Origin of the sequence: Agromyces binzhouensis, from assembly GCF_042672355.1 — a bacterium.
GTDB lineage: Bacteria > Actinomycetota > Actinomycetes > Actinomycetales > Microbacteriaceae > Agromyces > Agromyces binzhouensis.
The window spans coordinates 21,002-44,706 of the sequence record NZ_JBHXVJ010000004.1; the positions used below are offsets into that span (position 1 = coordinate 21,002).

General features: G+C 70.3%; 25 protein-coding genes. 17 read left to right on the forward strand and 8 right to left on the reverse strand.

From position 1 onward, the window contains the following. Positions 1 to 157: 157 nt before the first annotated feature. Complete coding sequence (locus tag ACFVHK_RS07905) at positions 158 to 982, forward strand: PPK2 family polyphosphate kinase (protein WP_376928609.1); 825 nt, start codon at positions 158 to 160, stop codon at positions 980 to 982. Positions 983 to 1,041: 59 nt separating this feature from the next. Here the strand turns inward: ACFVHK_RS07905 and ACFVHK_RS07910 are convergent, their stop codons facing one another. Both ACFVHK_RS07910 and ACFVHK_RS07915 read right to left on the reverse strand, forming a co-directional pair. Then, entirely contained in the window at positions 1,042 to 2,346 is a 1,305-nt protein-coding gene (locus tag ACFVHK_RS07910; protein WP_376928337.1) for an isochorismate synthase, read from the reverse strand. A gap of 31 nt (positions 2,347 to 2,377) precedes the next feature. Continuing rightward, positions 2,378 to 2,662: a DUF427 domain-containing protein gene (locus ACFVHK_RS07915; RefSeq protein WP_129233391.1), complete on the reverse strand. Its 285-nt coding sequence runs from the start codon at positions 2,660 to 2,662 to the stop codon at positions 2,378 to 2,380. Between the two features lie 474 nt (positions 2,663 to 3,136). Here ACFVHK_RS07915 and ACFVHK_RS07920 point away from each other — a divergent pair, with 474 nt between their 5' ends. The 3 genes from ACFVHK_RS07920 to ACFVHK_RS07930 all read left to right on the forward strand — a co-directional run bounded on the left by ACFVHK_RS07920 (position 3,137) and on the right by ACFVHK_RS07930 (position 6,453). Then, positions 3,137 to 3,856, forward strand: coding sequence for a demethylmenaquinone methyltransferase (locus ACFVHK_RS07920; RefSeq protein ID WP_376928338.1), 720 nt, complete (start codon positions 3,137 to 3,139; stop codon positions 3,854 to 3,856). A gap of 61 nt (positions 3,857 to 3,917) precedes the next feature. Continuing rightward, positions 3,918 to 5,036: a polyprenyl synthetase family protein gene (locus ACFVHK_RS07925; protein WP_376928339.1), complete on the forward strand. Its 1,119-nt coding sequence runs from the start codon at positions 3,918 to 3,920 to the stop codon at positions 5,034 to 5,036. Between the two features lie 37 nt (positions 5,037 to 5,073). After that, complete coding sequence (locus ACFVHK_RS07930; protein WP_376928340.1) at positions 5,074 to 6,453, forward strand: FAD-dependent oxidoreductase; 1,380 nt, start codon at positions 5,074 to 5,076, stop codon at positions 6,451 to 6,453. A gap of 64 nt (positions 6,454 to 6,517) precedes the next feature. On the opposite strand, the gene ACFVHK_RS07935 is transcribed toward ACFVHK_RS07930, so the two are convergent. After that, complete coding sequence (locus ACFVHK_RS07935; protein ID WP_376928341.1) at positions 6,518 to 6,838, reverse strand: hypothetical protein; 321 nt, start codon at positions 6,836 to 6,838, stop codon at positions 6,518 to 6,520. Between the two features lie 75 nt (positions 6,839 to 6,913). Here ACFVHK_RS07935 and ACFVHK_RS07940 point away from each other — a divergent pair, with 75 nt between their 5' ends. The 9 genes from ACFVHK_RS07940 (at position 6,914) to ACFVHK_RS07980 (ending at position 15,024) form a co-directional block, all read left to right on the forward strand. Beyond that, positions 6,914 to 7,573 (forward strand): prepilin peptidase, encoded by a 660-nt coding sequence (locus ACFVHK_RS07940; protein WP_376928342.1) that lies wholly within the window; start codon positions 6,914 to 6,916, stop codon positions 7,571 to 7,573. Positions 7,574 to 7,828: 255 nt separating this feature from the next. Further along, positions 7,829 to 8,029 (forward strand): Flp family type IVb pilin, encoded by a 201-nt coding sequence (locus ACFVHK_RS07945; protein ID WP_376928343.1) that lies wholly within the window; start codon positions 7,829 to 7,831, stop codon positions 8,027 to 8,029. 103 nt (positions 8,030 to 8,132) lie between these two features. Further along, entirely contained in the window at positions 8,133 to 8,534 is a 402-nt protein-coding gene (locus tag ACFVHK_RS07950; RefSeq protein ID WP_376928344.1) for a TadE/TadG family type IV pilus assembly protein, read from the forward strand. After that, complete coding sequence (locus tag ACFVHK_RS07955; RefSeq protein ID WP_376928345.1) at positions 8,522 to 9,514, forward strand: TadE/TadG family type IV pilus assembly protein; 993 nt, start codon at positions 8,522 to 8,524, stop codon at positions 9,512 to 9,514. The genes ACFVHK_RS07950 and ACFVHK_RS07955 overlap by 13 nt, the downstream gene beginning before the upstream one ends. 48 nt (positions 9,515 to 9,562) lie before the next feature. After that, on the forward strand, positions 9,563 to 10,327 hold the full coding sequence (cpaB, locus tag ACFVHK_RS07960; RefSeq protein WP_376928346.1) for a Flp pilus assembly protein CpaB: 765 nt from the start codon (positions 9,563 to 9,565) through the stop codon (positions 10,325 to 10,327). Continuing rightward, positions 10,324 to 11,742, forward strand: a complete 1,419-nt coding sequence (locus ACFVHK_RS07965; RefSeq protein WP_376928347.1) for an AAA family ATPase — start codon at positions 10,324 to 10,326, stop codon at positions 11,740 to 11,742. Before cpaB ends, ACFVHK_RS07965 begins: the two co-directional genes overlap by 4 nt. After that, a complete protein-coding gene (locus ACFVHK_RS07970) occupies positions 11,739 to 13,205 on the forward strand; it encodes a CpaF family protein (protein ID WP_376928348.1) in 1,467 nt (488 codons plus the stop codon). Before ACFVHK_RS07965 ends, ACFVHK_RS07970 begins: the two co-directional genes overlap by 4 nt. Next, entirely contained in the window at positions 13,205 to 14,158 is a 954-nt protein-coding gene (locus ACFVHK_RS07975; RefSeq protein ID WP_376928349.1) for a type II secretion system F family protein, read from the forward strand. The genes ACFVHK_RS07970 and ACFVHK_RS07975 overlap by 1 nt, the downstream gene beginning before the upstream one ends. Before the next feature lie 8 nt (positions 14,159 to 14,166). After that, positions 14,167 to 15,024 (forward strand): type II secretion system F family protein, encoded by an 858-nt coding sequence (locus ACFVHK_RS07980; protein ID WP_376928350.1) that lies wholly within the window; start codon positions 14,167 to 14,169, stop codon positions 15,022 to 15,024. A gap of 18 nt (positions 15,025 to 15,042) precedes the next feature. On the opposite strand, the gene ACFVHK_RS07985 is transcribed toward ACFVHK_RS07980, so the two are convergent. Beyond that, on the reverse strand, positions 15,043 to 15,678 hold the full coding sequence (locus tag ACFVHK_RS07985; RefSeq protein WP_376928351.1) for a methyltransferase family protein: 636 nt from the start codon (positions 15,676 to 15,678) through the stop codon (positions 15,043 to 15,045). Between the two features lie 218 nt (positions 15,679 to 15,896). Between ACFVHK_RS07985 and ACFVHK_RS07990 the strand changes: the two genes are divergently transcribed. After that, a complete protein-coding gene (locus tag ACFVHK_RS07990) occupies positions 15,897 to 17,018 on the forward strand; it encodes an alpha/beta hydrolase (protein ID WP_376928352.1) in 1,122 nt (373 codons plus the stop codon). Here the strand turns inward: ACFVHK_RS07990 and ACFVHK_RS07995 are convergent. Together ACFVHK_RS07995 and ACFVHK_RS08000 are read right to left on the reverse strand one after the other, a co-directional pair. Continuing rightward, complete coding sequence (locus ACFVHK_RS07995; protein ID WP_376928353.1) at positions 16,951 to 17,685, reverse strand: NUDIX domain-containing protein; 735 nt, start codon at positions 17,683 to 17,685, stop codon at positions 16,951 to 16,953. The genes ACFVHK_RS07990 and ACFVHK_RS07995 overlap by 68 nt on opposite strands. A gap of 54 nt (positions 17,686 to 17,739) precedes the next feature. Next, positions 17,740 to 18,228: a YajQ family cyclic di-GMP-binding protein gene (locus ACFVHK_RS08000; protein ID WP_129233407.1), complete on the reverse strand. Its 489-nt coding sequence runs from the start codon at positions 18,226 to 18,228 to the stop codon at positions 17,740 to 17,742. Positions 18,229 to 18,607: 379 nt separating this feature from the next. Between ACFVHK_RS08000 and ACFVHK_RS08005 the strand changes: the two genes are divergently transcribed. Then, positions 18,608 to 19,630 carry a hypothetical protein gene (locus ACFVHK_RS08005; RefSeq protein ID WP_376928354.1) on the forward strand — a complete coding sequence of 341 codons (1,023 nt, stop codon included), beginning with the start codon at positions 18,608 to 18,610 and terminating at the stop codon, positions 19,628 to 19,630. An 86-nt stretch (positions 19,631 to 19,716) separates the two neighbouring features. Here ACFVHK_RS08005 and ACFVHK_RS08010 read toward each other — a convergent pair whose 3' ends face one another. Further along, entirely contained in the window at positions 19,717 to 21,453 is a 1,737-nt protein-coding gene (locus tag ACFVHK_RS08010; RefSeq protein WP_376928355.1) for a glycoside hydrolase family 13 protein, read from the reverse strand. Positions 21,454 to 21,574: 121 nt separating this feature from the next. Then, positions 21,575 to 22,594 carry a LacI family DNA-binding transcriptional regulator gene (locus ACFVHK_RS08015; protein ID WP_376928356.1) on the reverse strand — a complete coding sequence of 340 codons (1,020 nt, stop codon included), beginning with the start codon at positions 22,592 to 22,594 and terminating at the stop codon, positions 21,575 to 21,577. Positions 22,595 to 22,771: 177 nt separating this feature from the next. Between ACFVHK_RS08015 and ACFVHK_RS08020 the strand changes: the two genes are divergently transcribed. Next, entirely contained in the window at positions 22,772 to 22,936 is a 165-nt protein-coding gene (locus ACFVHK_RS08020; RefSeq protein ID WP_165307681.1) for a hypothetical protein, read from the forward strand. 10 nt (positions 22,937 to 22,946) lie between these two features. Further along, the gene (locus ACFVHK_RS08025; RefSeq protein WP_376928357.1) at positions 22,947 to 23,624 is read left to right on the forward strand and encodes a PH domain-containing protein; all 678 of its coding nucleotides are present in this window, start codon (positions 22,947 to 22,949) and stop codon (positions 23,622 to 23,624) included. The last annotated feature ends 81 nt before the right edge of the window (positions 23,625 to 23,705 follow it).

Genomic DNA, 23,705 nt, shown 5'->3' on the forward strand with positions numbered 1-23,705 from the left:
CCCGGCGCCGAGCGGCGCACGCCGTCGCACGACCCGGTCGCGGCGCGCCACCCCTTGCCGTGGCATCCGCTGCGCGTCGATGATTGGGGAGCGCCGCGGCGGACGCGGTCATGAGGGGAGCACCGTGGGGCTGGAGAAGTACTGGGCGAGCGATCCGATGGATGTGCTGCGCGTGCGGCAGGACTTCCTGCTGGCGGACCTCGACCCCCACGGCAAGCCCGGGTTCGAGGGCGGCAAGAAGGAGGGCAAGAAGTCGCTCGAGATCGGCGCCGCCATCCTGGCCGACCTGCAGGAGCAGCTGTTCGCGGGCCACCAGATGGGCGACGACCCGAGGCGCGTCCTGCTCGTGCTGCAGGCGATGGACACCGCCGGCAAGGGCGGCATCGTCAAGCACGTGATGAGCGCGGTCGACCCGCAGGGCGTGCAGCTCGCCACCTTCAAGAAGCCCAGCGAGGAGGAGCTCAAGCACGACTTCCTCTGGCGCATCCGCAAGGAGGTCCCCGAGCCGGGCATGATCGGCGTGTTCGACCGTTCGCACTACGAGGACGTGCTCATCGCGCGCGTGCGCGAACTGGCGCCGCCGGAGGAGATCGAGCGGCGCTACGACGCGATCAACGAGTTCGAGGCCGAGCTCGCGGCATCCGGCACCGTGATCATCAAGGTCATGCTCCACATCTCGATGGACGAGCAGCGCGAGCGACTGCTGAAGCGGCTCGACCGGCGCGACAAGCACTGGAAGTTCAACCCGGGCGACATCGACGAGCGGATGCTCGCGCCGAAGTACCGCGAGTCGTACCAGCTCGTGTTCGACCGGACGACGACGCCGTACGCACCCTGGTACGTGATCCCGGCCGACCGCAAGTGGTACGCGCGCCTCGCCGTGCAGCACCTGCTGATCGATGCGCTCGAGTCGATGAAGCTCGACTGGCCGCTCGCCGACTACGACATCGAGCAGCAGAAGGCGCGGCTCGCGACCGGCTGAGCGGGCGGACGGCCCGCGGCGCGGGCAGCGCGGGCAGGGCGCGCGGCGACCGCTGCCGGCTACGGCACGGGCGGCGACGGCGGCGGAGCGCCGAACGCCTCGACGATCGGCCGGAACTTCATGTCGGTCTCGGCGAGCTCGTCGACCGGCACCGAGTCGTGGACGATGCCGCACCCGGCATACGCGCGCACCGTGCCGTCGGTCGACACCTGCGCGCAGCGCAGCGCGATCGCCCACTCGCCATCGCCGTCGGCGTCGACCCAGCCCACCGGGCCGGCGTAGCGCCCGCGGTCGAAGCCCTCGAGCTCGGTGATCGCGGCGAGTGCGACGTTCCGGGGCGTGCCCGCCACCGCCGCCGTCGGATGCACCGCGCGCACGAGGTCGAGCGCGCTCGACCCGTCGCCCAGCGTGCCCTTGAGGTCGGTCGCGAGGTGCCACAGGTTCGGCAGTTGCAGGGTGAACGGCTCGGGGCTCGCATCGAGCCTGGCGGTGTGCGGTGCGAGCGTCGCGACCGCGCTCTCGACGGCCAGGGCGTGCTCCGCGAGGTCCTTGTGCGAGGCGGCGAGCCGCGCGGCCCGGTCGCGGTCGGATGCCGCATCCTGCCCGCGCGACGCGGTGCCGGCGAGCACGCGCGCCGAGACCGTTCCGTGGTCGACGCGCACGAGCGTCTCGGGGCTCGCGCCGATGAGGCCGTCGACGGCGAACACCCACGTGTCGGGGTAGTCGTCGGCGAGCTTCGCGAGCGCGGCGCGGAGTCCGGCGTCCTCGTGCAGCGTGCCGACGATCTCGCGCGCGAGCACCACCTTCTCGAACCGTCCGTCGTCGATGCGGCGCACGGCCTCGGCGACGGCATCGGTGTACGCCTCGGGCGGCAGCGCGCCGGGCGCGAAGCGCACGCGCGGCACGTCGCGCTTCGGTGCAGGTGCGGGCAGCTCGACCGGGGCGGTCGGCGCAGCGGACGCCCCGTCGACGAGCTCGATCCGGGTGACCCACGCCCGCCCGTCGCGACGGCCGAGCACGATCTCGGGAACCACGAGCACGCTCGTCGCGGCGGACTCGTCGGCGAAGGCGATCGCGCCGAACGCGACGAGGCCGCTGCCGGGAAGCCCGACGCGGTCGTCGACGTCGGCGAGCCCGGTCACGCGCCGCCACTCGCGGGCGGCGTCGGCGACGCGGTTCGGCCCGTGCGTCTCGATGCGGAGCACCTCGCCGAGGCCGATGATTCCCTCGCCGCGGCGCATCCAGAGCAGCGGATGCCTCGGGTCGAGGCGCGGCACGAGCGGTGCGGTCTCATCGACCGCGACGGTGCGGACGCGCAACCTCGTGTCGGCGGCGGGAGGGGCCGCGGCATCCGTTCGCGTCACCGGACCAGCCTACGCCGGAGCGTGTGCCGGCTCAGGCCGGGACGACGTCGACGCCGCGCCAGAACGCGACGTGCTCGCGGATCTCGGCGGCCGCGTCGGAGGGCGTCTCGTAGGTCCAGGCGGCGTTCGGGTTGCGCTGGCCGTCGACCTCGACGTGGAAGTAGTTCGCGGTGCCCTTCCAGTGGCACACGCTGCGGTTGTCGCTGGCGACGAAGAACTCGGGGCGGATCGCCTCACGCGGGAAGTAGTGGTTGCCCTCCACCACGACGGTGTCGTCGGACTCCGCGATGACCGTGCCGTTCCAGATCGCCTTCATGCCGTTCCCTTCCTCCGAGCGGATGGCGCAGCCGCGCCGTCCACCACGATCCAACGCCGTCACGCTGAGTTTCCATCCCGATGCATGGAAACTCTCAGGTTCGTGCGCCCGCGGCGCCCGCTCCCAGGAGTTCGCAGGATGAGACACGCGGTGGGTGCTCGTTGAGGGGGATGCGGCGTGTGGTCCTGCGAATTCGCACGCGAGATGCGGGGCTGGGGGGGTGGGATGCGAGTCAGCTCGCCGAGTTCGCAGGATGAGCGGGGCGATGGTCGCCCAGCAGCGTGGATGGCACGTCTCATCCTGCAAACTCGGGCGCGAGCGCGGGTGCGAGCTCGAGCGCGAGTGCGGCAGGCGCCGCGGCATCCGCTCGCCCGCCGTCACCGGCCCGCGCTCACCGCCCCGCCCTCGCCGCCCCGCGCTCACCGCCCCGCCCTCACCGCGCCCGCCCAGCCCGGCGACCGTAGACTCGCAGGCATGACGCGCGCAGACCTCGGCAAGGACCCCCGTGACGTCTCGGCGATGTTCGACCGGGTCGCGGCGCGCTACGACCGCACCAACGCGGTGCTCTCGGTCGGCAACGCCGCACTGTGGCGCGTCGCCACGACGAAGGCCGTCGCGCCGAAGCCGGGCGAGCGGATCCTCGACGTCGCCGCGGGCACCGGCACCTCGAGCGCGAGCCTCGCCAAGTCGGGCGCGAGCGTGGTCGCCGCCGACTTCTCGCCGGGCATGATCGAGGTCGGTCGCCGCCGCCAGGCGCACGTGCCGAACCTCGTGTTCGTCGAGGCCGACGCCATGGCGCTGCCGTTCGGCGACGCCGAGTTCGACGCGGTCACGATCTCGTTCGGCCTGCGCAACGTGAAGGAGCCGAAGGTCGCGCTCGCCGAGTTCCTGCGGGTCACCAAGCCCGGCGGACGCCTCGTGGTGTGCGAGTTCTCGCACCCGCCCGTCGGCGTCGTGCGCGCGGGCTACGACTTCTACCAGAAGGTCGTCATGCCGCCGCTCGTGAAGCTGTCGAGCTCGAACGACGACGCCTACGACTACCTCAACGAGTCGATCCACGCGTGGCCCGACCAGCCGACGCTCGCCGGCTGGATCCGCGAGGCGGGGTGGGCGGATGTCGCGTGGCGCAACCTGACGGCGGGCATCGTCGCGCTGCATCGGGCGCGCAAGCCGATCGCCGCCGCGGAGAGGTGAGCGCCGCGCGTTCGACAAGCTCGCAGCATCCGCTCGGCCGGCTCTCGGTAGGCTGGGGCTCGTGAATCCGAGCCACACGGTCCGTCGCGCCTCCTCGCTCGCGGCCAATCTCGGCCTCAGCGAGCGCGTGTTCGCCTCCGCGGCCGACCGTGCCATGGCCCGGGCCATCGACGACGGGCTCGAGCGCGTCGAGGCGGGGCTGGCCGAGCAGGTCCGCTTCGCGGACACGGTGGCGGATGTCACGAGCCGCTACCTGCTCGAGGCGGGCGGCAAGCGCGTGCGGCCGATGCTGACGCTGCTCACCGCGCAGCTCGGCGACGGCTCGGTCGACGACGTGGTCACTGCGGCCATGGCGATCGAGATCACGCACCTCGGCTCGCTGTACCACGACGACGTCATGGACGAGTCGGAGCGCCGCCGCGGGGTGCCGAGCGCGCAGACGGTGTGGGGCAACTCGGTCGCGATCCTCACCGGCGACCTGCTCTTCGCGCGGGCGAGCCAGCTCATGGCGAAGCTCGGGGAGCGCGCCATCCGCATGCAGGCCGACACGTTCGAGCGCCTCGTGCTGGGCCAGCTCAACGAGACCGTCGGGCCCGACCCCGACGAGGACCCGATCGAGCACTACATCCAGGTGCTGGCCGACAAGACGGGCTCGCTGATCGCGGCGGCCGCGCAGTCGGGCATCATCTTCGGCGGCGCCGATCCGGCGCTCGAGGCGCCGATCATCGAGTTCGGCGAGAAGATCGGCGTCGCGTTCCAGCTCATCGACGACGTCATCGACCTGTCGCCCCAGCCGGAGGAGACGGGCAAGGTCCCCGGCACCGACCTGCGCGCGGGCGTCGTGACGCTGCCGCTGCTGCGGCTCGAGGAGCTGGCGAAGGCGGATGCCTCGTCGGCCGACCTCCTCGACCGCATCCGTCGCGACGTGCTCCCGGCACCGGCCGACGAGGCGGGCGATCCGTTCGACACCAACACGCTCGCCGCCCGCATCATGCCCTCGCGGGCGACCGTCGACGCGATCGTCGACGAGCTCCGCGAGCACGAGGCCACGCGTTCGACGCTCGCGGAGGCCCATCGCTGGGCGCATGAGGCCGTCGCGGCGCTCGCGCCCGTGCCCGAGGGCAGCGTGAAGAAGGCGCTGACGCGCTTCGCCGACACCATCGTGGAGCGCTCGAGTTGAGCCCTGCTCCTTCGACGACGACAGGAGGTCACCGACGGTGACGAGGAACAAGTTGCGCCTGGCCATCGTGGGCGCGGGCCCGGCCGGCATCTACGCCGCCGACATCCTGCTCAAGTCCGAGCGGAACTTCGACGTGTCGATCGACCTGTTCGACCACCTGCCGGCGCCGTACGGGCTGGTGCGCTACGGCGTCGCCCCCGACCATCCGCGCATCAAGGGCATCATCACGGCGCTCCGCGAGGTGCTCGACCGCGGCGACATCCGCATCTTCGGCAACGTGCGCTTCGGCGAGGACATCACGCTCGCCGACCTGAAGAAGCACTACAACGCCGTCATCTTCGCCACCGGCGCGGTGAAGGACGCCGACCTCAACATCCCGGGCGTCGAGCTCGAGGGCAGCTACGGGGCGGCCGACTTCGTCAGCTGGTACGACGGGCACCCCGACTACCCGCGCGAGTGGCCGCTCGACGCGCAGTCGGTCGGCGTCATCGGCAACGGGAACGTCGCGCTCGACGCCGCGCGCATGCTCGCGAAGCACGCGGAGGACCTGCTGCCGACCGAGATCCCCGCGAACGTCTACGAGGGACTGTCGCGCTCGCCGGTCACGGACGTGCACGTGTTCGGCCGTCGCGGCCCGACCTCGGTGAAGTTCACGCCGCTCGAGCTGCGCGAGCTCGGCGAGCTGCGCGACGTCGACATGATCGTCTACGACGAGGACTTCGACTACGACGACGCCGCGCGCGCGGCCGTCGCGGGCAACAAGCAGGTCTTCGTGATCGACAAGGTGCTGCAGCAGTGGCGCAAGCGCGAGACCGGACAGGCGTCGCGTCGGCTGCACCTGCACTTCTTCGCCAAGCCCCTCGAGGTCGTCGACGACGGCAACGGCCGCGTCGGGGCGCTGCGCTACGAGCGCACTGCGCCCGACGGCGAGGGCGGGGTCGTCGGCACCGGCGAGATCCGCGAGATCCCGATGCAGGCGCTCTACCGCGCGGTCGGCTACTTCGGGTCGCCGCTGCCCGGCATCCCCTTCGACAAGAAGTTCGGCGTCATCCCGAACCACGAGGGCCAGGTGCTGATCCGCGACAAGGAGACCGGACAGTCGCGCCAGATGTACGGCGTCTACGCGACCGGCTGGATCAAGCGCGGGCCCGTCGGCCTCATCGGCCACACCAAGTCCGACGCCATGGAGACCATCAAGCACCTCATCAACGACCTCGGCAACTGGTGGCGGCCCGAGTCGCCGTCGGAGGAGTCGGTGATCGAGCTGCTCGAGTCCCGAGGCATCCAGTGGACCGACCTCGACGGATGGCACCGCCTCGACGAGCACGAGCAGGCGCTCGGCGCCGCCGAGGAGCGCAAGCGCATCAAGGTCGTGCCGCGCGACGAGATGGTGGGCATCTCGCGGGGCGAGGTCTAGGCGACCGATTCCGGGCGCTCGGGGACACCGACGCGCACCGTGCCGACCTTCGACGCGTCGGCCGTCACGACTGTCGCCCGACCGGGGGCTCGCCGACGTACTCGTGCGCCTCGCGCGCGAGCTCCGACCAGAGCTCGCGGTCCGCGACGCGGACCCACGTGCGGCTGTCGCCGCCGCGCGTCGAATGGAACGGTACTGCGATGCCGCGCTGCTGCAGGTCGGACGACCGTGCCTCCGGAAGCTCGACCACGAGGTCGCCGCCCTCGAGGAACGCGAAGAGGTGGCCCTTCACGAGCAGCCCGTCGGGCGTGGCATCCACGTCGTAGTCGGTGTCCTGGAGCAGTTCTTCGGTGACCGCATCGAAGGTCGCCTGGGCCTCGTCCATGTCATCCCCCTCATCGGTGCCGTCGTGGGGAGCCTACGCCGCACGCGCGGCGCGCGCCGCGCTACGCTGCACATCATGCCGCTCGCCCCCGTCGCCCTCGCCGTCGGGGCCGCCCTCCTCGGCGCCGTGCTCGGCTGGTGGCCGCTCGCGGCGTGGGCCGCCCGCAACATCCGTCGCGACGCAGCAGAGCGGATGCCCCTCCGCGCGCTCCGCGCCTGGTCGGCGGGCACGACCGCCCTGCTGTTCGGGGTGCTCGCCTGGCGGTTCGGCCTCGACCCCGTGCTGCCGGCGCTCCTGGCGCTCGCCGCCGCCGGAGTCGCCCTCTCGATCGTCGACCTCACCGAGAAGCGGCTGCCCAACGCCATGGTGTTCCCGACGCTGCTCGTGGTCGCGGTGCTGCTCGTGGTGGGCGCCGCGCTCACGGGGGAGTGGCTCCGCCTCGCGTGGGCGGCCGCCGGCTCCGCCGGCATGTTCCTCTTCTACTTCGTGCTCGCCCTCATCTCGCCGAAGGCGATGGGCATGGGCGACGTGAAGTTCGCGCTGCCGCTGGGGTTGGTGCTCGGCTGGTTCGGGTGGGTGATGTGGATCGCCGGGCTGATGGGGGCGTTCCTGGTCGGCGGCGTCGTCGCGATCATTGCGCTGGTGCTGAGGCGCGTGACGCTGAAGGGGTCGGTGCCGTTCGGGCCGTCGATGGTGGCGGGGGCGGTGCTGGCGATCGTCGCCTTCGGGGCGTGAATCGGGTCCGAGACTCCGGATCGGTGCCTCGTGTCCCCTGATGATCGGCGAGGTGTACCCCGAATCGCGGACTTTAGCACTGAAGTGAGTGGTCTTCGGTTACGCGGGGATCACGTTTGTCCCCCTGCGTGTCCCCAGTGAAGGGGTACCCCGAAATGGGGCATAGCGGTGGATTCGTTCGCATCGATACGGTTCACTGGCCGCTTGCCGAGGTGGGCGGCACCCGAAAACTGTTCGACCCGAAGGGTGTCTCTCATGTCCAAGCTTCTCGCCAAGGCCCAGGCCAAGGCCATCAGCCGCATCGCGGAGATCCGCGCCAAGGAGGAGGGGGCGACCGCCGTCGAGTACGGCCTCATGGTCGCTTTAATCGCCGTCGTGATCATCGCCGCGGTCACCCTCATCGGTACGAACCTCGACGCCATCTTCGACCTGGTCGGGACTGCGCTTACCCCCTGATTCAGCGCCGCGAGTCTGTTTCGCGTCTTCATGCACTGGAGGTCGTCTCACGACGGCCTCCAGTGCATGGACATTTCCTGAGGAGTGCTGAACGGTGAGGATTGTGTCCCTGCGCAAGGAGCGAGGCGCTGCGGCGGTCGAGTTCGCCCTCGTCCTACCCATCCTGCTTGCCCTGATCCTTGGCATCTTCGAGTTCGGACGACTCTTCAACATCCAGATCCAGCTGTCGAACGCCGCACGCGAGGCCGCACGGGTGATGGCGATCCGCGACAACGTCGGCGAGGCTCAATCGGCTGCGGTCGCCACCGCGCCCGCGTTGAACCCGGCCATCGACCCCGGTCAGGTGCTCCTCAGCGTCGGAACCTGCGAGGATCTCGACGAAGGTACTCCGGTACACGCGACCATCACCTACACCGTCGACTTAATTGTCCCAGGGTTCTGGGAGTGGGCGACCGGCACTACGTTCGATCTCCAAGCGGAAGGGCAGATGGTATGCGGCGGGTGATCGAACGACTTCGGCACGCTGAGCGTGGCGCGAGCGCGGTGCTAGTAGGACTGCTTATCGTGCCCCTGATCGGCGCCACCGCTATCGCCGTCGACGTGGGTGCGTTGTACGCCGAACGCGCCGCTCAGCAGAACGGTGCCGACGGTGCTGCGATGGCCGTCGCGACCGCATGCGCCGCCGATGAATCCGCCTGCGGCGCGAACGCAGGCAGCATCGCGAGCGAGTTCGTGCTGCAGAACTCGTCCATCTCGAGCCCCGCTGCGCTCGCACCGCAGATCGACTACGACGCCAACCGGGTGACCGTCACGACCGAGAACGCCGTGAGCCATCCGCTCGCCTCGGTCCTCACGGGCACGAACTCCACGAATGTCCAGGCCGTCAGCTCGGCCGAGTGGGGCAGCCCGAACTCGGGCGTCGTGCTCCCACTCGCACTCTCGCTCTGTGAGTTCCAGGACCCGACGCTCGAGATCCGCGTGCTCATCGAGTACCACCAGACAAGTGAGAACGACTGCACCCGCTCCGACGGCCAGCCCGTCGAGGGCGGGTTCGGCTGGCTCGACCTCGAGGGCGGCCAGTGCGAGACGTTCATCGACCTCGACACCGGCTTCGTCGGGAGCGATCCCGGCATCGATCCGGCAGCCGAATGCGCCTACCTCTTCAACGACCTCGAGGGAGAGACCGTGCTCGTGCCGGTCTACGACGGGGGCAACGACATCAACGGCCAGAACGGCGAATTCCACATCATGGCCTTCGCCGCCTTCGTCGTCACCGGCTGGAAGCTCACCGGTGGCGGGCCCGGCGTGTTCAACAATCCCGATCCGCTCTCGCCCGGCTGTGTCGGCGCCTGCCGGGGCATCCAGGGGTACTTCACGGAGTGGGTCGACCTCGGAGCCGACTGGGAGGTCGGCGGTCCCGACTTCGGAGTCGACGTGGTCCGACTCGTCATCACCGACAGCCAACTCGCAGACCTGCTCGACTGATCCCGACGACCCGGGAACCCCCGCCGCCCGACCCGAAAGCATCCCACAATGAAGACTCGCATCATCGGAGCCCTCGTCGCCCTCGTCCTCGCAATCGTGGGCACCGTCGTGCTCGTCGGATACGTCCGGGGGGCCGACCAGCGGGCCGCCGAAGGGGCCGAGTTCGTCGACGTGTACGTCGTCGACGAGTCGATCCCCGAAGGCACGCCGGCGGCCCAGATCGAGGAGTTCATCTCGCTCACCGAGTTGCCGGCCATTTCGGTCGCAGAGGATCGGGTCACCGACCTCGCCGATCTCGAGGGCCTGGTCACGGCAGCGGAGTTGCTCCCAGGAGACCAGTTGCGTGAGGAGCGGTTCGTGGACCCGGCCGTCCTCGCGGCTCAGGGCGAGGTGCCGGTGCCCGAGGGTATGCAGGAGGTCACCGTGGCGCTCGAGGTGCAGCGCGTGGTCGGCGGCGCGATCCAGCCCGGCAGCCGGATCGGCATCGTGGTCACCAACAAAATCCAGCCAGGCCAGCCGAACGCGGAGGGCACGGTGACGACCTCGCCCGCGACGCGGTTCATCGACAACCAGGTGCTCGTCACACGGGTTCAGGCCGGCTCGACCTTCACCCCAGCGGACGGAGAAGAGACGACGACCGCCGTGCAGAACATCATGGTCACCGTGGCGATGACTGCCCCGCAGATCGAGAAGCTCGTCTGGGCACGCGAGATGCAGGAGGACGATATCGCTGGAGTCTGGCTCACCCTGCAGAACGAGGACACGAGCATCGACGGCTCGCAGCTCATCGGACCAGCCAACATCCTGCCGTGACCCGATACCTGCTCATCAGTCGCAGTGTCGAGTACGAGTCCCGCCTCGGCTCGATGCTCGGCAGCGAGCTCGCGAGCGTCGCCGGGGAGTACCTGAGCTTCGGAGTCGATCAGGTCCTGGCCCAGGTTCCGGGCCAGGTGCCGCATATCGTCCTCGTCGGTCCGGTGGTCAACTACGAGGAGTCGCGGCAACTCGTCGAGTCCCTCCTCGAGCAGTATCCGCACGTCGGCATCATCGTGGTTCGTGAACAGCGGGCGGACCTCGAGGACTGGGTCGACGGAATGCGCCTGCATGCCGTGCTCGCACCCGATGCGAGCGAGGCGGTCTCGCTGGCGCTCTTCGCCCGACTGCGTGACTGGCTTGCACAGGCGCACGACATCGACACCACCCTCGGCGATTGGGGCGATCGGGCCTACGTCCCGGTACAGGAGCCGGCTCAGGAGGCTGCCGGTCCAGCTGGGGACGACGACCTCCTGCGCCGCCTCGTCGCTGGCTCCACCCTGACGCAGGCGGAGTCGATGCCCGAGCCGCAGGCGGTCGACGAGCCGGAGCCGGAACCGGAGCCGGAACCGGAGCCGGAACCGGAGCCGGAACCCGAGCCGGAACCCGAGTGGCTCTTCCCGGCGGAACTGCCCGAAGGGGCCAGAACTGATGTGCTCGCCGTCGTCGCTCCGAAGGGAGGACAGGGTAAGACGACCGTCTCGGTCAACCTCGCGGCGGCGCTCGCCTCAGCCGCGCCGAACTCGGTGGTGCTCGTCGATGCCGACGTCCAGTTCGGCGACATCGCGACGGCGCTCGACCTGGAGCCGACCCACACGCTGGTCGACTCCGTGCAGGTCGCCGCGAGCGGTGACGAGCTGGCGCTGAAGACCTACCTCCTCCGTCATCCGGAGGGCTTCTACGTCATACCCGGGGCCGCCTCCCCTGAGGCCGGAGACGAAGTCTCGGCGGAGCAGCTCGGTGCACTCCTCCGTCGGCTCGCCGGCATCTTCCGGTACGTGATCGTCGACACCACGCCGGGTCTCGGCGAGCACACGCTCGCCGTGCTCGAGAATGCCACGGACGGGGTCTTCGTCACCAACATGGGGGTTCCGAGCCTCCGCGCCATGAGGACGGAGCTCGAGCTCCTGCAGCAGGTCGGGCTCCTGCCCTCGAACCGTCACCTCGTCCTGAACTTCACGGATCGGCACAGCGGCCTCACGGTGCGGGACGCCGAGCGCATCGCGGGCGTCCAGATGAACGTGGTCATGCCCCGATCGAGCGCCGTGCTGCTCGCGAGCAATCGCGGGGTCCCGCTTGTCGTGAGCGATCCGAGGGATCACGCCGCAGTTGCGCTGCGAGACCTCGCGCTGCGCATCGACCCCGAAGCCCATGCCCGACGCCGACGCACCATGAGAAGGGCGGCCGCAGAATGAGGTTGAACGAACGACTCGACGCCGCGCGGGGCATCCGACGCACTCCGGATGTCCCGCCTGCTCCCGAGAGCCCCGTGGTCGACGAGATCGACGAGCTGGAGCCGTCCGTCGGGCGGAATGATGACGTCCAACCGGAGATCGTCCCGATCCCGGCAGCGCACATCGAACCGACGGCCGACCCGTTGGCCGGATTCAAGGAGTCGGCCGCGCAGGAGCTGTTCTCGCGGATCGGGAACCGCCTCAACGACTCCTCGATGACCGAGGAGAAGCTGCACGCGCTGGCCCGGGCCGAACTCAGCCAGATCGTCGCCACCGAGCAGACCGCGCTCACGAGCGCCGAGCGGAATCGCCTCATCGACGAGATCGCGGCGGATGTGCTCGGCTATGGGCCGCTCGAACCGCTGCTCGAAGATCCGACCATCACCGAGGTCATGGTCAACCGCCACGACCAGATCTACGTCGAGCGCAGCGGACGCCTCCAGGAGTCCTCGCTGCGATTCACGAGCGAGGCGCAGCTCCGCCGCGTGATCGACCGCATCGTGTCGCGCGTCGGACGGCGAATCGATGAGTCGTCACCTCTGGTCGATGCACGCCTCGAGGACGGATCGCGTGTCAACGCGATCATCCCGCCCCTGGCGGTCAACGGGCCGTCCCTCACCGTCCGGAAGTTCGCGCGGACCCCGTACACCGTCGAGGACCTGATCTCCTTCGGCACGATGAGTCGCGAGATGGCGACCGTCCTCGACGCCGCGGTGCGCGGACGACTCAACATCCTCGTCTCGGGCGGCACGGGCACCGGCAAGACCACGCTGCTCAACGTGCTGTCAGCCTTCATCCCCACGAGCGAGCGCATCATCACGATCGAGGACGCCGTCGAGCTGCAGCTGCAGCAGGACCACGTGGTCAGGCTCGAGTCGCGCCCGTCCAACATCGAGGGACGAGGCGAGGTCACCATTCGCGACCTCGTCCGGAACTCGTTGCGCATGCGTCCGGACCGAATCGTCATCGGCGAGGTTCGAGGCGGCGAGAGCCTCGACATGCTCCAGGCCATGAACACGGGCCACGAGGGCTCCATCTCGACCATCCACGCGAACTCGCCTCGAGACGCCATCTCGCGCATGGAGACCCTCGTGCTGATGGCCGGCATGGACCTGCCACTGCGGGCCATTCGCGAGCAGATCGCCTCCGCGCTCGACATCATCATCCAGATCGGGCGGCTGAAGGACGGGACCCGTCGCATCACGCACGTCACCGAGGTGCAGGGCATGGAGGGCGACATCGTCACGCTCCAGGACGCGTTCACCTTCGACTACTCGGCCGGCATCGACGAGCACGGACGCTTCCTTGGCCACGCCGCCGCCACTGGTGTGCGGCCCAGATTCGCTGAGCGCCTCGCGGACGTCGGGATCCCGCTGCCGATGTCGGTCTTCCAGCCGGAGTTCCGCACGGCCCGGGAGTTCTGATGAGCCCCATCACGTTGGTCCTCGGCGTCTCCATCGCCCTCCTCGCGCTCCTGGTGCTGGTGCTCTTCGTCTTCTTCCCTGCTCCACCGCGGATCAGCAAGAGCCGTCGCGTCGCGCCGGGGGAGGAGATCGACACCGCCCTCAGCCGGATCGCCGGGCGGACGGTCTCGGCGGTCGAATCGGCGACCCGCGGGCGCGACGACAGCATGCGGCGCTACCGGCTCGAGCAGGCCGGCATCAAGATGGAGCCGGCCGGGTTCACGGTGGTCACCATCTCAGCGGCCGTCGTGCTCGCGATGCTCGGGTTCGTCCTCGGATGGGGCACGTTCTGGTCGATTCCGCTGGCCCTGGTCTTCGGCGCACTCGCGTTCGTGGGCTCGCGGATCATCGTCGCGGTTCGGACGAGTCGGCGACGCGCGAAGTTCGAGTACCAGTTGGACGACACCCTGCAACTCCTCTCCGGTGGTCTGCGTGCGGGGCACAGCCTGCTGCGAGCCATCGACTCCGTCTCGCGCGAAGCCGATGCACCGACGTCCGAGGAACTCGCACGCGTGGTGAACGAGACCCGGCTCGGGCGAGACCTCGGTGACGCCCTCGGCGTGACGGCCGAGCGCATGCAGAGCGACGACTTCTCGTGGGTGGCGCAGGCGATCGCGATCAACCGCGAGGCCGGGGGCAACCTCTCGGAGGTGCTCGATCAGGTCGCCCACACTATTCGCGAGCGCAATCAGATTCGACGGCAGGTACGGGCACTGAGCGCCGAGGGGCGCCTGTCCGGAATCATCCTCGTCGTGCTTCCGGTCGCGGTCTTCCTCTTCCTGCTCTGGGTCCAACCCGGCTACTTCGCGCCCATGTTCACCAGCCTCATCGGGTGGATCGCGCTGTTCATCGCGTTCCTGCTCCTCGCCGGGGGCACTATCTGGATGTTCTTCACCGTCCGCGTGAAGTTCTAGGAGAGCTCATGAACGCGATCGGACTCGTCGCCGCCTTGACCGTCGGCATCTCCATCGGCCTCGTGGCCTGGTTCCTCATCGGAGCGGGCAGGGCCAGGACAGCCGAGACGGGGGTCGAGGAATCGGCCGCGACCGCCGTCCAGCGAACCTCGTTCTCCGAGAGCCTGGTCAAGGCGGCCCCGAAAGGCTACATCGGCTGGCTGGAACGCCAGATCACCTACGCTGCACGACCGGCCGGCTGGTCGATCACCCGGATCTTCGTCTGGAAGACCATCCTCGTCTCCACCGCGTTCGTCCTCGGCTGGCTGTTCATCGCGTCCGACCCCGCTCCGATCCGCGTGATCCTCGTGATCGCAGCGTTCGTCCTCGGGTTCTTCCTTCCCGACGTGCTGATCAACAGTCGTGCCCACGACCGGCAGACTGCGATCCAGCGCGCGCTTCCCGACACGCTCGACCAGATGACCATCGCCGTCGAGGCCGGGCTCGGGTTCGACGCGGCGATGGCGAAGGCCGGCCGGAACGGCCGCGGGCCGATGGCCGAGGAGCTCATCCGAACCCTCCAGGACATGAGCATCGGGCGCACGCGTCGCGACGCATACGCCGCCCTCGAGCAGCGCACGAACAGCGAGGACCTCCGGCGATTCGTCCGGGCCGTCCAGCAGGCCGATGCCTACGGTGTCGCGATCGCCGACGTGCTTCGCGTGCAGGCCGGCGAGATGCGCGTCAAGCGCCGTCAGCGGGCGGAGGAGCAGGCGATGAAGATCCCGGTGAAGATCGTGTTCCCGCTCGTCTTCTGCATCCTCCCCGTGCTCTTCATCGTCATCCTGACGCCGGCCGTGATCGGCATGATGGCGGCGTTCGGCTGACCGGATTCGCCAGCCCGATCAGAACAGCCCTGGCACGAAGCGCTTCGTGCGCACCTTGTACGCCGCGTACTCAGGGACGTGCTCTTCTAGCAGGCGCTCTTCCTGAATTGCGCGGTACACCTGGACAGAACCGGTCAGGATGAGGATCCCGACCTTGGCCCAGCTCGGGGAGAAGCAGACAGCTCCGGTGAGGGTGATCATCTCCCCGACGTAGAGCGGGTTCCGGATGAACCTATACGGGCCGTGCTGGACGAGCGGCCTGACTTTCGCTTCCACGCCGAAGCTCCGACCGAGCGTGACGAGTGAGTAGACGCTGAACGTCATTCCGACGGCCATGAGCGCTACCGCAAGAAGCTCCACGCCGGCCGGCACCTCGGAGCCTCCGAGAAACGCGAACAGGAAGGGAAGAAAGGTTCCGACATATGCCGCCGCGGTCGGCGCGAACCCGCTGCGCCGAGCGCTGGCTGGTGCTCTGATGATCAGCAGCAACACAGCGACGAGGTAGAACGCAGTCAGCAGGATCAGATATGCGACGTGGAGGAAGTCCGCCAATCCGGATGCGGCCTCGCGCTGACCGTTGGTGAAGAGCGTGAACGACGTAAGGAGCAGCAGGAACACCATGATGGGCAGGAGGATCAGGCGCTCGACGTCCATCGTCTTCAACTGCTCGCGTAGCCGCATGACCCCTCCGGTGCGTCTGGTGAACGTGCCGGAGCCGTGGCGGCGAGTTTCGGCGACGTGGGCTCGATCATATCCGGACCGTTGCCGCGATCGATGGCCTGGGCGGGATTCGCCCAGCCCTCGATTCCACGCCTCCCATCGTCGACGAGGACGCCGCTGCGCCGCGGTCCTCGACGCCTAGGCTTGGCCGCATGGACCCGGCGACGACCGAGGGGCACCGGGAACGGCCCGACGCGGGGGAGGGCTGGGTGACCGACGTGCTCGGGCCCGGGTTCGAGCAACTCACGCTGCCGCTCGCGCCCGACGACGAGGGCGAGGTGGTCGCGACGCTCGTGCGGTACACCGGCGGGGCGAACGGCGACGGGGCGCCGCCGTCGCCGCGCCGCTGGCGCTGGCCGTGGGAACACGAGCCCGAACCACAACCTCAGCCCGCGGCATCCGGATGCGACGTGCTCTACGTGCACGGGTGGAGCGACTACTTCTTCAATCCCGAGCTGGCGCGGTTCTGGAGTGATGCGGGGGCGCGGTTCTACGCGCTCGACCTGCGGAAGTACGGGCGGAGCCTTCGGGAGTGGCAGACGCCCGGGTACATGACCGACCTGGCCGTGTACGACGAGGACATCGAGGCGGCGCTCGGCGCCATCGCGCGCGAGGGTGGGCCGGAGGCATCCGCTCGGCCGTTGATCCTGGTGGGGCATTCGACCGGGGGGCTCACGCTCAGCCTGTGGGCGGCGCGCAACCCGGGGCGCGCGGCGGCACTCGTGCTCAACAGCCCGTGGCTGGAGTTCCAGCTGAGCGGGATCGGGCGGCAGGCGATCCAGCCGGTCATCGGGTTCCGGGCGCGGCTCGACCCCATGGGGCCGCTGCCGAACGTCGACCTCGGCTTCTACACGCGGTCGATCGCCAAGGAGCTCGACGGCGAGTGGGAGTACGACCACGCCTGGCGGCCCGACCGCGGTTTCCGCACGCACCCGGCGTGGCTCACCGCGATCCTCGCGGGGCACGCGACCGTCGCGGCCGGCATCGACGTCGGCGCGCCCGTGCTGACCCTCGTGTCGGCGCGGTCGGTGCTGCAGGCGACGTGGGATGACGCGATGCTCACGTCGGACATCGTGCTCGTCGTCGACGAGATCGCGCGCCAGTCGTTGAAGCTCGGGCCGAACGTCACCGTCGCGCGCATCGACGGGGCGCTGCACGACGTGTTCCTGTCGCGGGAACCGGCGCGGGCGGCGGCCTACGCCGCGGTCACGCGGTGGCTCGAGGGGTATGCACCCGGAACGGACCGCGAAGCGCCGCCCACTGCAGGAGCATGATCGTCTTCGCATCGACGATGTCGGCGCCGATGCGGTCGAGGGCGTCGTCGAGGTCGAGCTCGAGCACCTCGATGTCCTCGCCCTCGTCGGCGAGGCCGCGCCGAGAGCCGGGCGCGACCGACCCGCGCACGTACGGCGCCGCGAAGAAGTGCAGGCGCTCGGTCACCGAGCCGGGACTCATGTAGACGTCGAACACGTGCTCAACCTCGCCCACGACGTGCCCGGTCTCCTCCTCCGCCTCGCGGCGGATCGCGGTCTCGGGATCGTCATCGTCGAGCAGGCCCGCCGCCGTCTCGATGAGCATGCCGTCGGGGTGCTCGTTGACGTAGACCGGGAAGCGGAACTGCCGCGTGAGCAGCACCGTCCGCGCCTCGCGGTCGTAGAGCAGGATGGTGGCGCCGTCGCCGCGGTCGTAGGTCTCGCGCTCCTCGAGGGTCCACGAGCCGTCGGCGTGCTGGAAGTCGAACGTCGTCGCACGCGTCACGTACCAGTTCGAGGTGAGCACCCGAACGTCGCGGACCCGCACGCGCGGGTTGCGGTCGAGGTCGCGGCCGACCCGGTCGAGGCCGGTGCGCCCACGACGATCGGGCACGTCGACGCCGGGCAGCGGCGCGGGCGTCTCCGCTGCGACGCCGGCCCGCGGCATCCGCTCGTTCTCGCTCGTCATGCGGTGATGATCGGGTCGGCGCGGCAGTGGGTCAGTGCGTCGGCGCGTCGCGCGTCAGCGGAAGTTGACGAACTGGAGGTCGACGTCGAGGTCGGCGGCCTTCAGCAGGCGGATGGTCTCCTGCAGGTCGTCGCGGCTCTTGGACGAGACGCGCAGCTCGTCGCCCTGGATCTGGGACTTCACCGTCTTCGGAGCCTCGTCGCGGATGAGCTTGCCGATCTTCTTCGCGTGCTCCTGGTCGATGCCGTTCTTCAGGCCGATCTCGATGCGGAACTCCTTGCCCGACGGGTAGGGCTCGCCCGCGTCGAGCGACTTCAGCGAGATGCCGCGCTTGATGAACTTCGACTGCACCACGTCGAGCACGGCCTTCACGCGCTCGTCGGTCGAGGCCTTCAGCAGGATCTTCTCGCCCGACCACTCGACCGACGCCCCCACGCCCTTGAAGTCGTAGCGCTGCTCGACCTCCTTGCGGGCCTGGTTGACGGCGTTCTCCGCCTCCATCTTGTCGACCTTGCTCACGATGTCGAACGTCGAATCAGCCATGCGCGCCAGTCTAGCGAGGGGGCCAGCGGATGCCACGGCCCGCCTGCCCCCCCTCGCACCCACGCCGCCCCATCCCGCCCGGCGCGGCGTGGACCCGCGCCGCGCGGCCAGCACCGCCCGGCCAGCCCCGCCCGGCCAGCCGCGCCCGAACCGGCCCGCCCTCGCACCCGCGGTCGGGCTGTGCGCTCGCGGTCGGATGCAGGATGGCCTGCGCTGCACAGATCGACCGTCCGCGCGAGGCGTCCCTGCGAGGCGGGGCGAGGCGAGGCGAGGCGGGGTGGGGGAGCGAGCACTCCTCCGCAGGGCGGGCCCCGCGAGGGGACTGCACGGATCGTCGATCGCCGGTGCCGCTGCGCGCCCGACCGCGCAGCATCGAGGCATGCGCGAACCGTTCCCGACCCGTGACCACGGACTCGTCTACGCGCTCGACCTCCGCAGCGTCGGCCGGGAGCGCGAGCTCTACGCGGCGGCGAAGGCCGGCACGATGGAGCGGCTCAGGCCCGGCGCCTACCGATCGAGGCCGCCGACGGACCCCGGGGTCTCGCCCGCCGAACGCGATCGCAGCCGCTACCGGATGATGGTCCGCGCGGCAGCCGCGCAGCTCGATCGCCCGGTGTTCACCGGTCATTCGGCGATCGCGCTCGCCGGCATGCCGATCCTCGGCCCGTGGCCCGACGAGGTGTTCGTGCTCTCGAGGAACGGCACGGCCAGCCGCCGTCGCGGTGTCGTGACGATCGCCCGCACTGCGGACGTCCCGATCACGGTGCGCGCCGGCATCGCGATGACGTCCATCGAGTTCTCGCTGATCCAGCTCGCGCGGCGCGCTCCACTCGAGGCGGCGCTCACTGCGACCGACGCCGCGCTGTACGCGCCGCCGTGGGGCGGCGCTGTTCCGCGGACCACCATCCACCGACTCCGCCGCGAACACGAGCGGCTGCTGCCGTACCCGGGGAGCCGACGCATGGACGAAGTGCTCCGACGGGCGACGGATGGCGCTGCCACGCCCCTCGAGACCCTGAGCCGCCTCGTGATCGAGGAACTCGGCTTCCCCCAACCCGTGCTGCAGCACCGCCTCAGGCTGGACGAGCTCGAGCGAGACGCGTACCTCGACTTCTGGTGGCCCGACCACGGCGTCGTCGGTGAAGCAGACGGCCGAGGGAAGTATCGCGGCCGCACCCGGGCGGCGGCATCGGGCGCCAGCGGCACGCGTGATCCGGCCGCGCTCGCCGCGGCGACGGTGATCGACGAGAAGCGCCGGGAGGACGCCATCCGTCGCCGTGTGCGCGGCTTCGCCCGCTGGGACTGGGCTGAGGCGATGCGTCGTCACCCGATCGACCACTACCTGACCGCCGCCGGTCTCCCCAAGACACGTCGCCCACGTCGTCTGCTCACGCAGAAGTGAGATCTGTGCACTCGAGGTCGATCCGAGGGTGACCGCCAGTGCACAAGTCGGCCGTCTACGCGCGGGGCGCGGGGCGCGGGGCGCGCTCAGCGGAGCCAGAGGGTGGTCTCGGGCGGGATGGCGGCGGGGGCGGGCGTGGCGGCGGCGCCGGAGGCGGCGTCCGAGGCGCTCGAGAGGACGACGTCGAGGCCGGCGAGGCCCGCGGGGAGCGTGAACGGCGTCGTTCCGAAGTTCGTCACCACGGTCCATCCGGTCGGACGCTGGAACGCGAGCACGTCGGCCGCTGCGTCGGCCCCGCCGGCACCCTCCTCGAGCGTGATCCAGGCCAGCTTCTCGGCACCCTGCAGCTCGTGGCGCAGCGCGAGCGCGCGGCGGTACATCGAGAGCGTTGAAGTGGGGTCCGACTCCTGCGCGGAGACCGCGTACGACGCGAACCACGCCGGCTGCGGCAGGTGCGCGGCATCCGAACCGGCCGGCCCGAAGCCGAACGACGGCGCGTCGGCGATCCAGGGCAGAGGCACGCGGCATCCGTCTCGCCCGACCTCGACGCCGGCGTTGCGGAAGAACGACGGGTCCTGGCGCTCCGAATCGGGGATCTCGGGGACCTCGGCCAGCCCGAGCTCCTCGCCCTGGTAGAGGTACGCGCTGCCCGGGAGGGCGAGGAGGAAGAGCGTCGCGGCGCGCGCTCGCCGGAGCCCGCGTGCCGCGTCGACCACGGGCGAGACCCCGCCCGAGAGCAGCCACGCCTTGCCGAGGTCGTACTCGAACGTGTGGTCGTCGGGGAGGCCGTAGCGCGTCGCGTGCCGCACCACGTCGTGGTTCGAGAACACCCAGGTGTTCGACGAGCCCGTCTCGGCCGCGAACGCCATGTTGCGGTCGACGATCTCGTGGAACTCCGCGGCGTCGAAGTTCGCGCGCAGCAGGTCGAAGTTGAACGCCTGCCCGAGGCTCGTCGGCGCCGCGTATCGGTGACGGCGGGTCGGTGCGACCCACGCCTCCGCGACCGCGATGCGGGGAGGGTCGTACTCGTCGAACACCGTGCGCCACTCGGCGTAGATCTCGTCGAGCTCCTCGCGATCCCACAGCGGGTGGGAGCCCTCGGTCGAGAGCTTCGTGGCCTCGAGCTCGGCGTGCGAACGCAGCGGGTAGGTGAGGTCCTTCGCGAGGCCGTGCGCGACGTCGACCCGGAAGCCGTCGACGCCGCGGTCCGACCAGAAGCGGAGGGTGCGGAGGAAGTCGTCGCGGACCTCGCGGTTCGCCCAGTTCAGGTCGGGCTGCTCGGGCGCGAACAGGTGAAGGTAGAACTGTCCGTCGCCCACGGGCTCCCACGCCGACCCGCCGAAGATCGACTGCCAGTCGCTCGGCGGCTCGGTGTCATCCGGGCCCTCGCCGTCGCGGAAGATGTAGCGCCCGCGTGCCGCCGACCCGCGCGGCGACGCGAGCGCCTCGCGGAACCACTCGTGCCGGTTCGACGAGTGGTTCGGCACGATGTCGGCGATCAGGCGGATGCCTGCAGCATGCAGCGCCGCGATCATCTCGTCGAACTCGGCGAGCGTGCCGATCTTGGGATCGACGTCGCGGTAGTCGTCGACGTCGTACCCGCCGTCGGCCAGCGCCGACGGGTAGAAGGGCGAGAGCCAGACCGCGTCGACGCCGAGTTCGACGAGGTACGGGATGCGCGAGGTGATCCCGCGGAGGTCGCCGATGCCGTCGCCGTTCGCGTCGGCGAAGCTGCGCGGGTAGATCTGGTACACGGCGGCCTGGCGCCACCAGTCGGGGTCGGCGGCGAGCACGGTGGCGTCGTCGAGCGTGGCGTCGGTCATGACGGCTTCCTCTCTGGAGCGGACGGCCGGATCGTTCAGCGGGTGCCGCGCGCCGGCGAGGGCTCGGGCATCCGCGCAGGCTAGCCGATCCGACTTCGGATCCTCCACGGAGGCGCGCGCGTCAGCGCTCGGGCGGGACCGCCGTGGAGGAGCGCACGCGGAGCTCGAACGGCAGGGGAGTCGCGGCCGGCGGCGCGGCATCCGGGCCCGGCTCGAGCTGCTCCATCAGGATCTCGACCGCCTTCTCGCCCTGGCCGCGCGGGAACTGCGCCACCGTGGAGAGGCCGAAGAACTCCGAGAGGTCGTAGTCGTCGATGCCGATGACCGAGACGTCGCGCGGCACGACCATGCCGAGGTCGCGCGCGGCGAGGATGGAGCCGATGGCCATCTCGTCGGACGCGGCGAAGATCGCGGTCGGCCGATCGTGCGGAACCCCGAGCAGCTGCTTGGCGGCGTGGTAGCCGCCCTGGATCGTGAAGTCCGCCGGGGCGAAGATGCGGGGGTCGGGGTCGACGCCCGCGTCGCGCAGCGCCGCCTCGTACCCGAGTCGGCGGTTCGTCGGCAGGTGGAAGTCGAGGTCGAACTCGAGGTCGCCGCCGATGTGGGCGATACGGCGGTGCCCGAGGGCGAGGAGGTGCTCGGTCGCGAGCCGGGCGACCGCGGCGTCGTCGATCGTGAGCGTGCGGACGCCCGGGATCGGGCCGCCGACGCCGACCAGGGGCTTGCCGAGGTCGTGCAGGCGCTGCACCTCGTGCTCGGTGAGCTCGAGCGAGACCGCGACCACGGCGTCGACCCGCTGGCGGAGCAGGAAGTGCTCGAACACGCTCGAGCGCTCGCGGCCGTCGCCCGACAGGTTGTACAGCGTGACGTCGTAGCCGTGCCGGAGCAGCGCCTGCTGCGCGCCCTCCAGCACCGATGCGAAGAACCACCGGTTGAGGAACGGGATCACGACGCCCACGTTGCGCGTGCGACCCGACGCGAGGCTCGACGCGTTGGACGAGACGACGTACCCGAGCTGCGCCGCGGCATCCACCACCTTGGCCTTCGAAGCCGGGGAGACGTGGCCGCGACCGCTCAGGGCGCGCGAGACCGTCGCGGTGGAGACCCCCGCGAGCTTGGCCACCTCTTCGATGCCGACCATGGATTCCTCGCCTGACGCCGTCCGCCGGGAGCGCGGACCGGGCCAGCCGATCCTATCGCCGAGCGGAGTGGCGCGTTGAGGGCCGACCCGGCGTGCGGTAGAAATGAGCGGGTCCGGGGCGGGCCTTCGGGGGGCCTGGCTTGCCCACACCCACCTCTACTCGAAGGGACCACCGCCGTGAAGTGGGTCAAGCGCATCGCCATCGGGCTCGTCATCGGGTTCGCCCTGTTCTACACGATCACGAGGCCCGAAGATGCCGCGAACGCGGTCCAGGGCGCCTTCGCCGCCGTCTGGGGCGCCGCCGAGGCGGTCGGCCGCTTCTTCACCTCGCTCGCATCCTGACGGAGCGCACGTGACCGCCGACGCCCGCAGCATCTTCGACCCCCGCGTCGAGCGGTTCCTCATCGCCGACGAGGGCGAGGTCGTCGTCGACGAGGTCGCGAAGCACTGGGCGGCGATCGTCAAGCCGGTGCTCGGGCTCGTGGCATCCGTGCCGTTGCTGCTGCTCGCGTTCGTGGTGCCGCCGCAGGCGTGGTGGCTGCCGGCGGCGCTCGCGATCGGCCTCGCCTGCTTCTGCCTCTGGCGGATCCTGCAGGCGCAGATGGACCGGTTCGTCATCACGAACATGCGCGTGTTCCGGGTGCACGGGATCCTCACCCAGAACATCGCGACCATGCCCCTCTCGCGGATCCTCGACATCTCGGTCCACCGGCCCGTGCTCGGCCGGATCTTCGGCTTCGGCCACATCGTGTTCGAGTCGGCCGCGCAGCGCCAGGGGCTGAACGAGATCCGCTACGTGGGATCGCCGAACGAGCGCGACCTCACGATCCAGCGCGTCATCGCCCGGGCCGGCCTGCGCGGGCCGCTCAACCGGGCGACGGGGGTGCCGCTGGGCGGCGGGCCCGGCGCGGGGGGCGGCGGCTCGCAGGGGTCGTCGGCGACCGGCGCGGCGCCGCGGCTCTCGCCCGCGACGAGCGAGCGCGCCGACGGGCTCGGGCCGAACGACACCGTCCCCATCGAGCGGCTCTGACGCAGGCTCCGACGCTCGTCGAGGCCGCACCGGGCTCGATTTCTCGCATCGGCCGACCGCGGGTATCCTTGTGTGGCCCCC

Coding starts and splice junctions, on each gene's coding strand:
- ACFVHK_RS07995 (WP_376928353.1), bottom strand. CDS start 17,685: ATGACGAGCGAGAACGAGCGGATGCCGCGGGCCGGCGTCGCAGCGGAG.
- ACFVHK_RS07905 (WP_376928609.1), top strand. CDS start 158: ATGGATGTGCTGCGCGTGCGGCAGGACTTCCTGCTGGCGGACCTCGAC.
- ACFVHK_RS08005 (WP_376928354.1), top strand. CDS start 18,608: ATGCGCGAACCGTTCCCGACCCGTGACCACGGACTCGTCTACGCGCTC.
- ACFVHK_RS07985 (WP_376928351.1), bottom strand. CDS start 15,678: ATGGACGTCGAGCGCCTGATCCTCCTGCCCATCATGGTGTTCCTGCTG.
- ACFVHK_RS07915 (WP_129233391.1), bottom strand. CDS start 2,662: ATGAAGGCGATCTGGAACGGCACGGTCATCGCGGAGTCCGACGACACC.
- ACFVHK_RS07940 (WP_376928342.1), top strand. CDS start 6,914: ATGCCGCTCGCCCCCGTCGCCCTCGCCGTCGGGGCCGCCCTCCTCGGC.
- ACFVHK_RS08000 (WP_129233407.1), bottom strand. CDS start 18,228: ATGGCTGATTCGACGTTCGACATCGTGAGCAAGGTCGACAAGATGGAG.
- ACFVHK_RS07975 (WP_376928349.1), top strand. CDS start 13,205: ATGAGCCCCATCACGTTGGTCCTCGGCGTCTCCATCGCCCTCCTCGCG.
- ACFVHK_RS07980 (WP_376928350.1), top strand. CDS start 14,167: ATGAACGCGATCGGACTCGTCGCCGCCTTGACCGTCGGCATCTCCATC.
- ACFVHK_RS07945 (WP_376928343.1), top strand. CDS start 7,829: ATGTCCAAGCTTCTCGCCAAGGCCCAGGCCAAGGCCATCAGCCGCATC.
- ACFVHK_RS07990 (WP_376928352.1), top strand. CDS start 15,897: ATGGACCCGGCGACGACCGAGGGGCACCGGGAACGGCCCGACGCGGGG.
- cpaB (WP_376928346.1), top strand. CDS start 9,563: ATGAAGACTCGCATCATCGGAGCCCTCGTCGCCCTCGTCCTCGCAATC.
- ACFVHK_RS07920 (WP_376928338.1), top strand. CDS start 3,137: ATGACGCGCGCAGACCTCGGCAAGGACCCCCGTGACGTCTCGGCGATG.
- ACFVHK_RS07970 (WP_376928348.1), top strand. CDS start 11,739: ATGAGGTTGAACGAACGACTCGACGCCGCGCGGGGCATCCGACGCACT.
- ACFVHK_RS07955 (WP_376928345.1), top strand. CDS start 8,522: ATGCGGCGGGTGATCGAACGACTTCGGCACGCTGAGCGTGGCGCGAGC.
- ACFVHK_RS08015 (WP_376928356.1), bottom strand. CDS start 22,594: ATGGTCGGCATCGAAGAGGTGGCCAAGCTCGCGGGGGTCTCCACCGCG.
- ACFVHK_RS08010 (WP_376928355.1), bottom strand. CDS start 21,453: ATGACCGACGCCACGCTCGACGACGCCACCGTGCTCGCCGCCGACCCC.
- ACFVHK_RS07935 (WP_376928341.1), bottom strand. CDS start 6,838: ATGGACGAGGCCCAGGCGACCTTCGATGCGGTCACCGAAGAACTGCTC.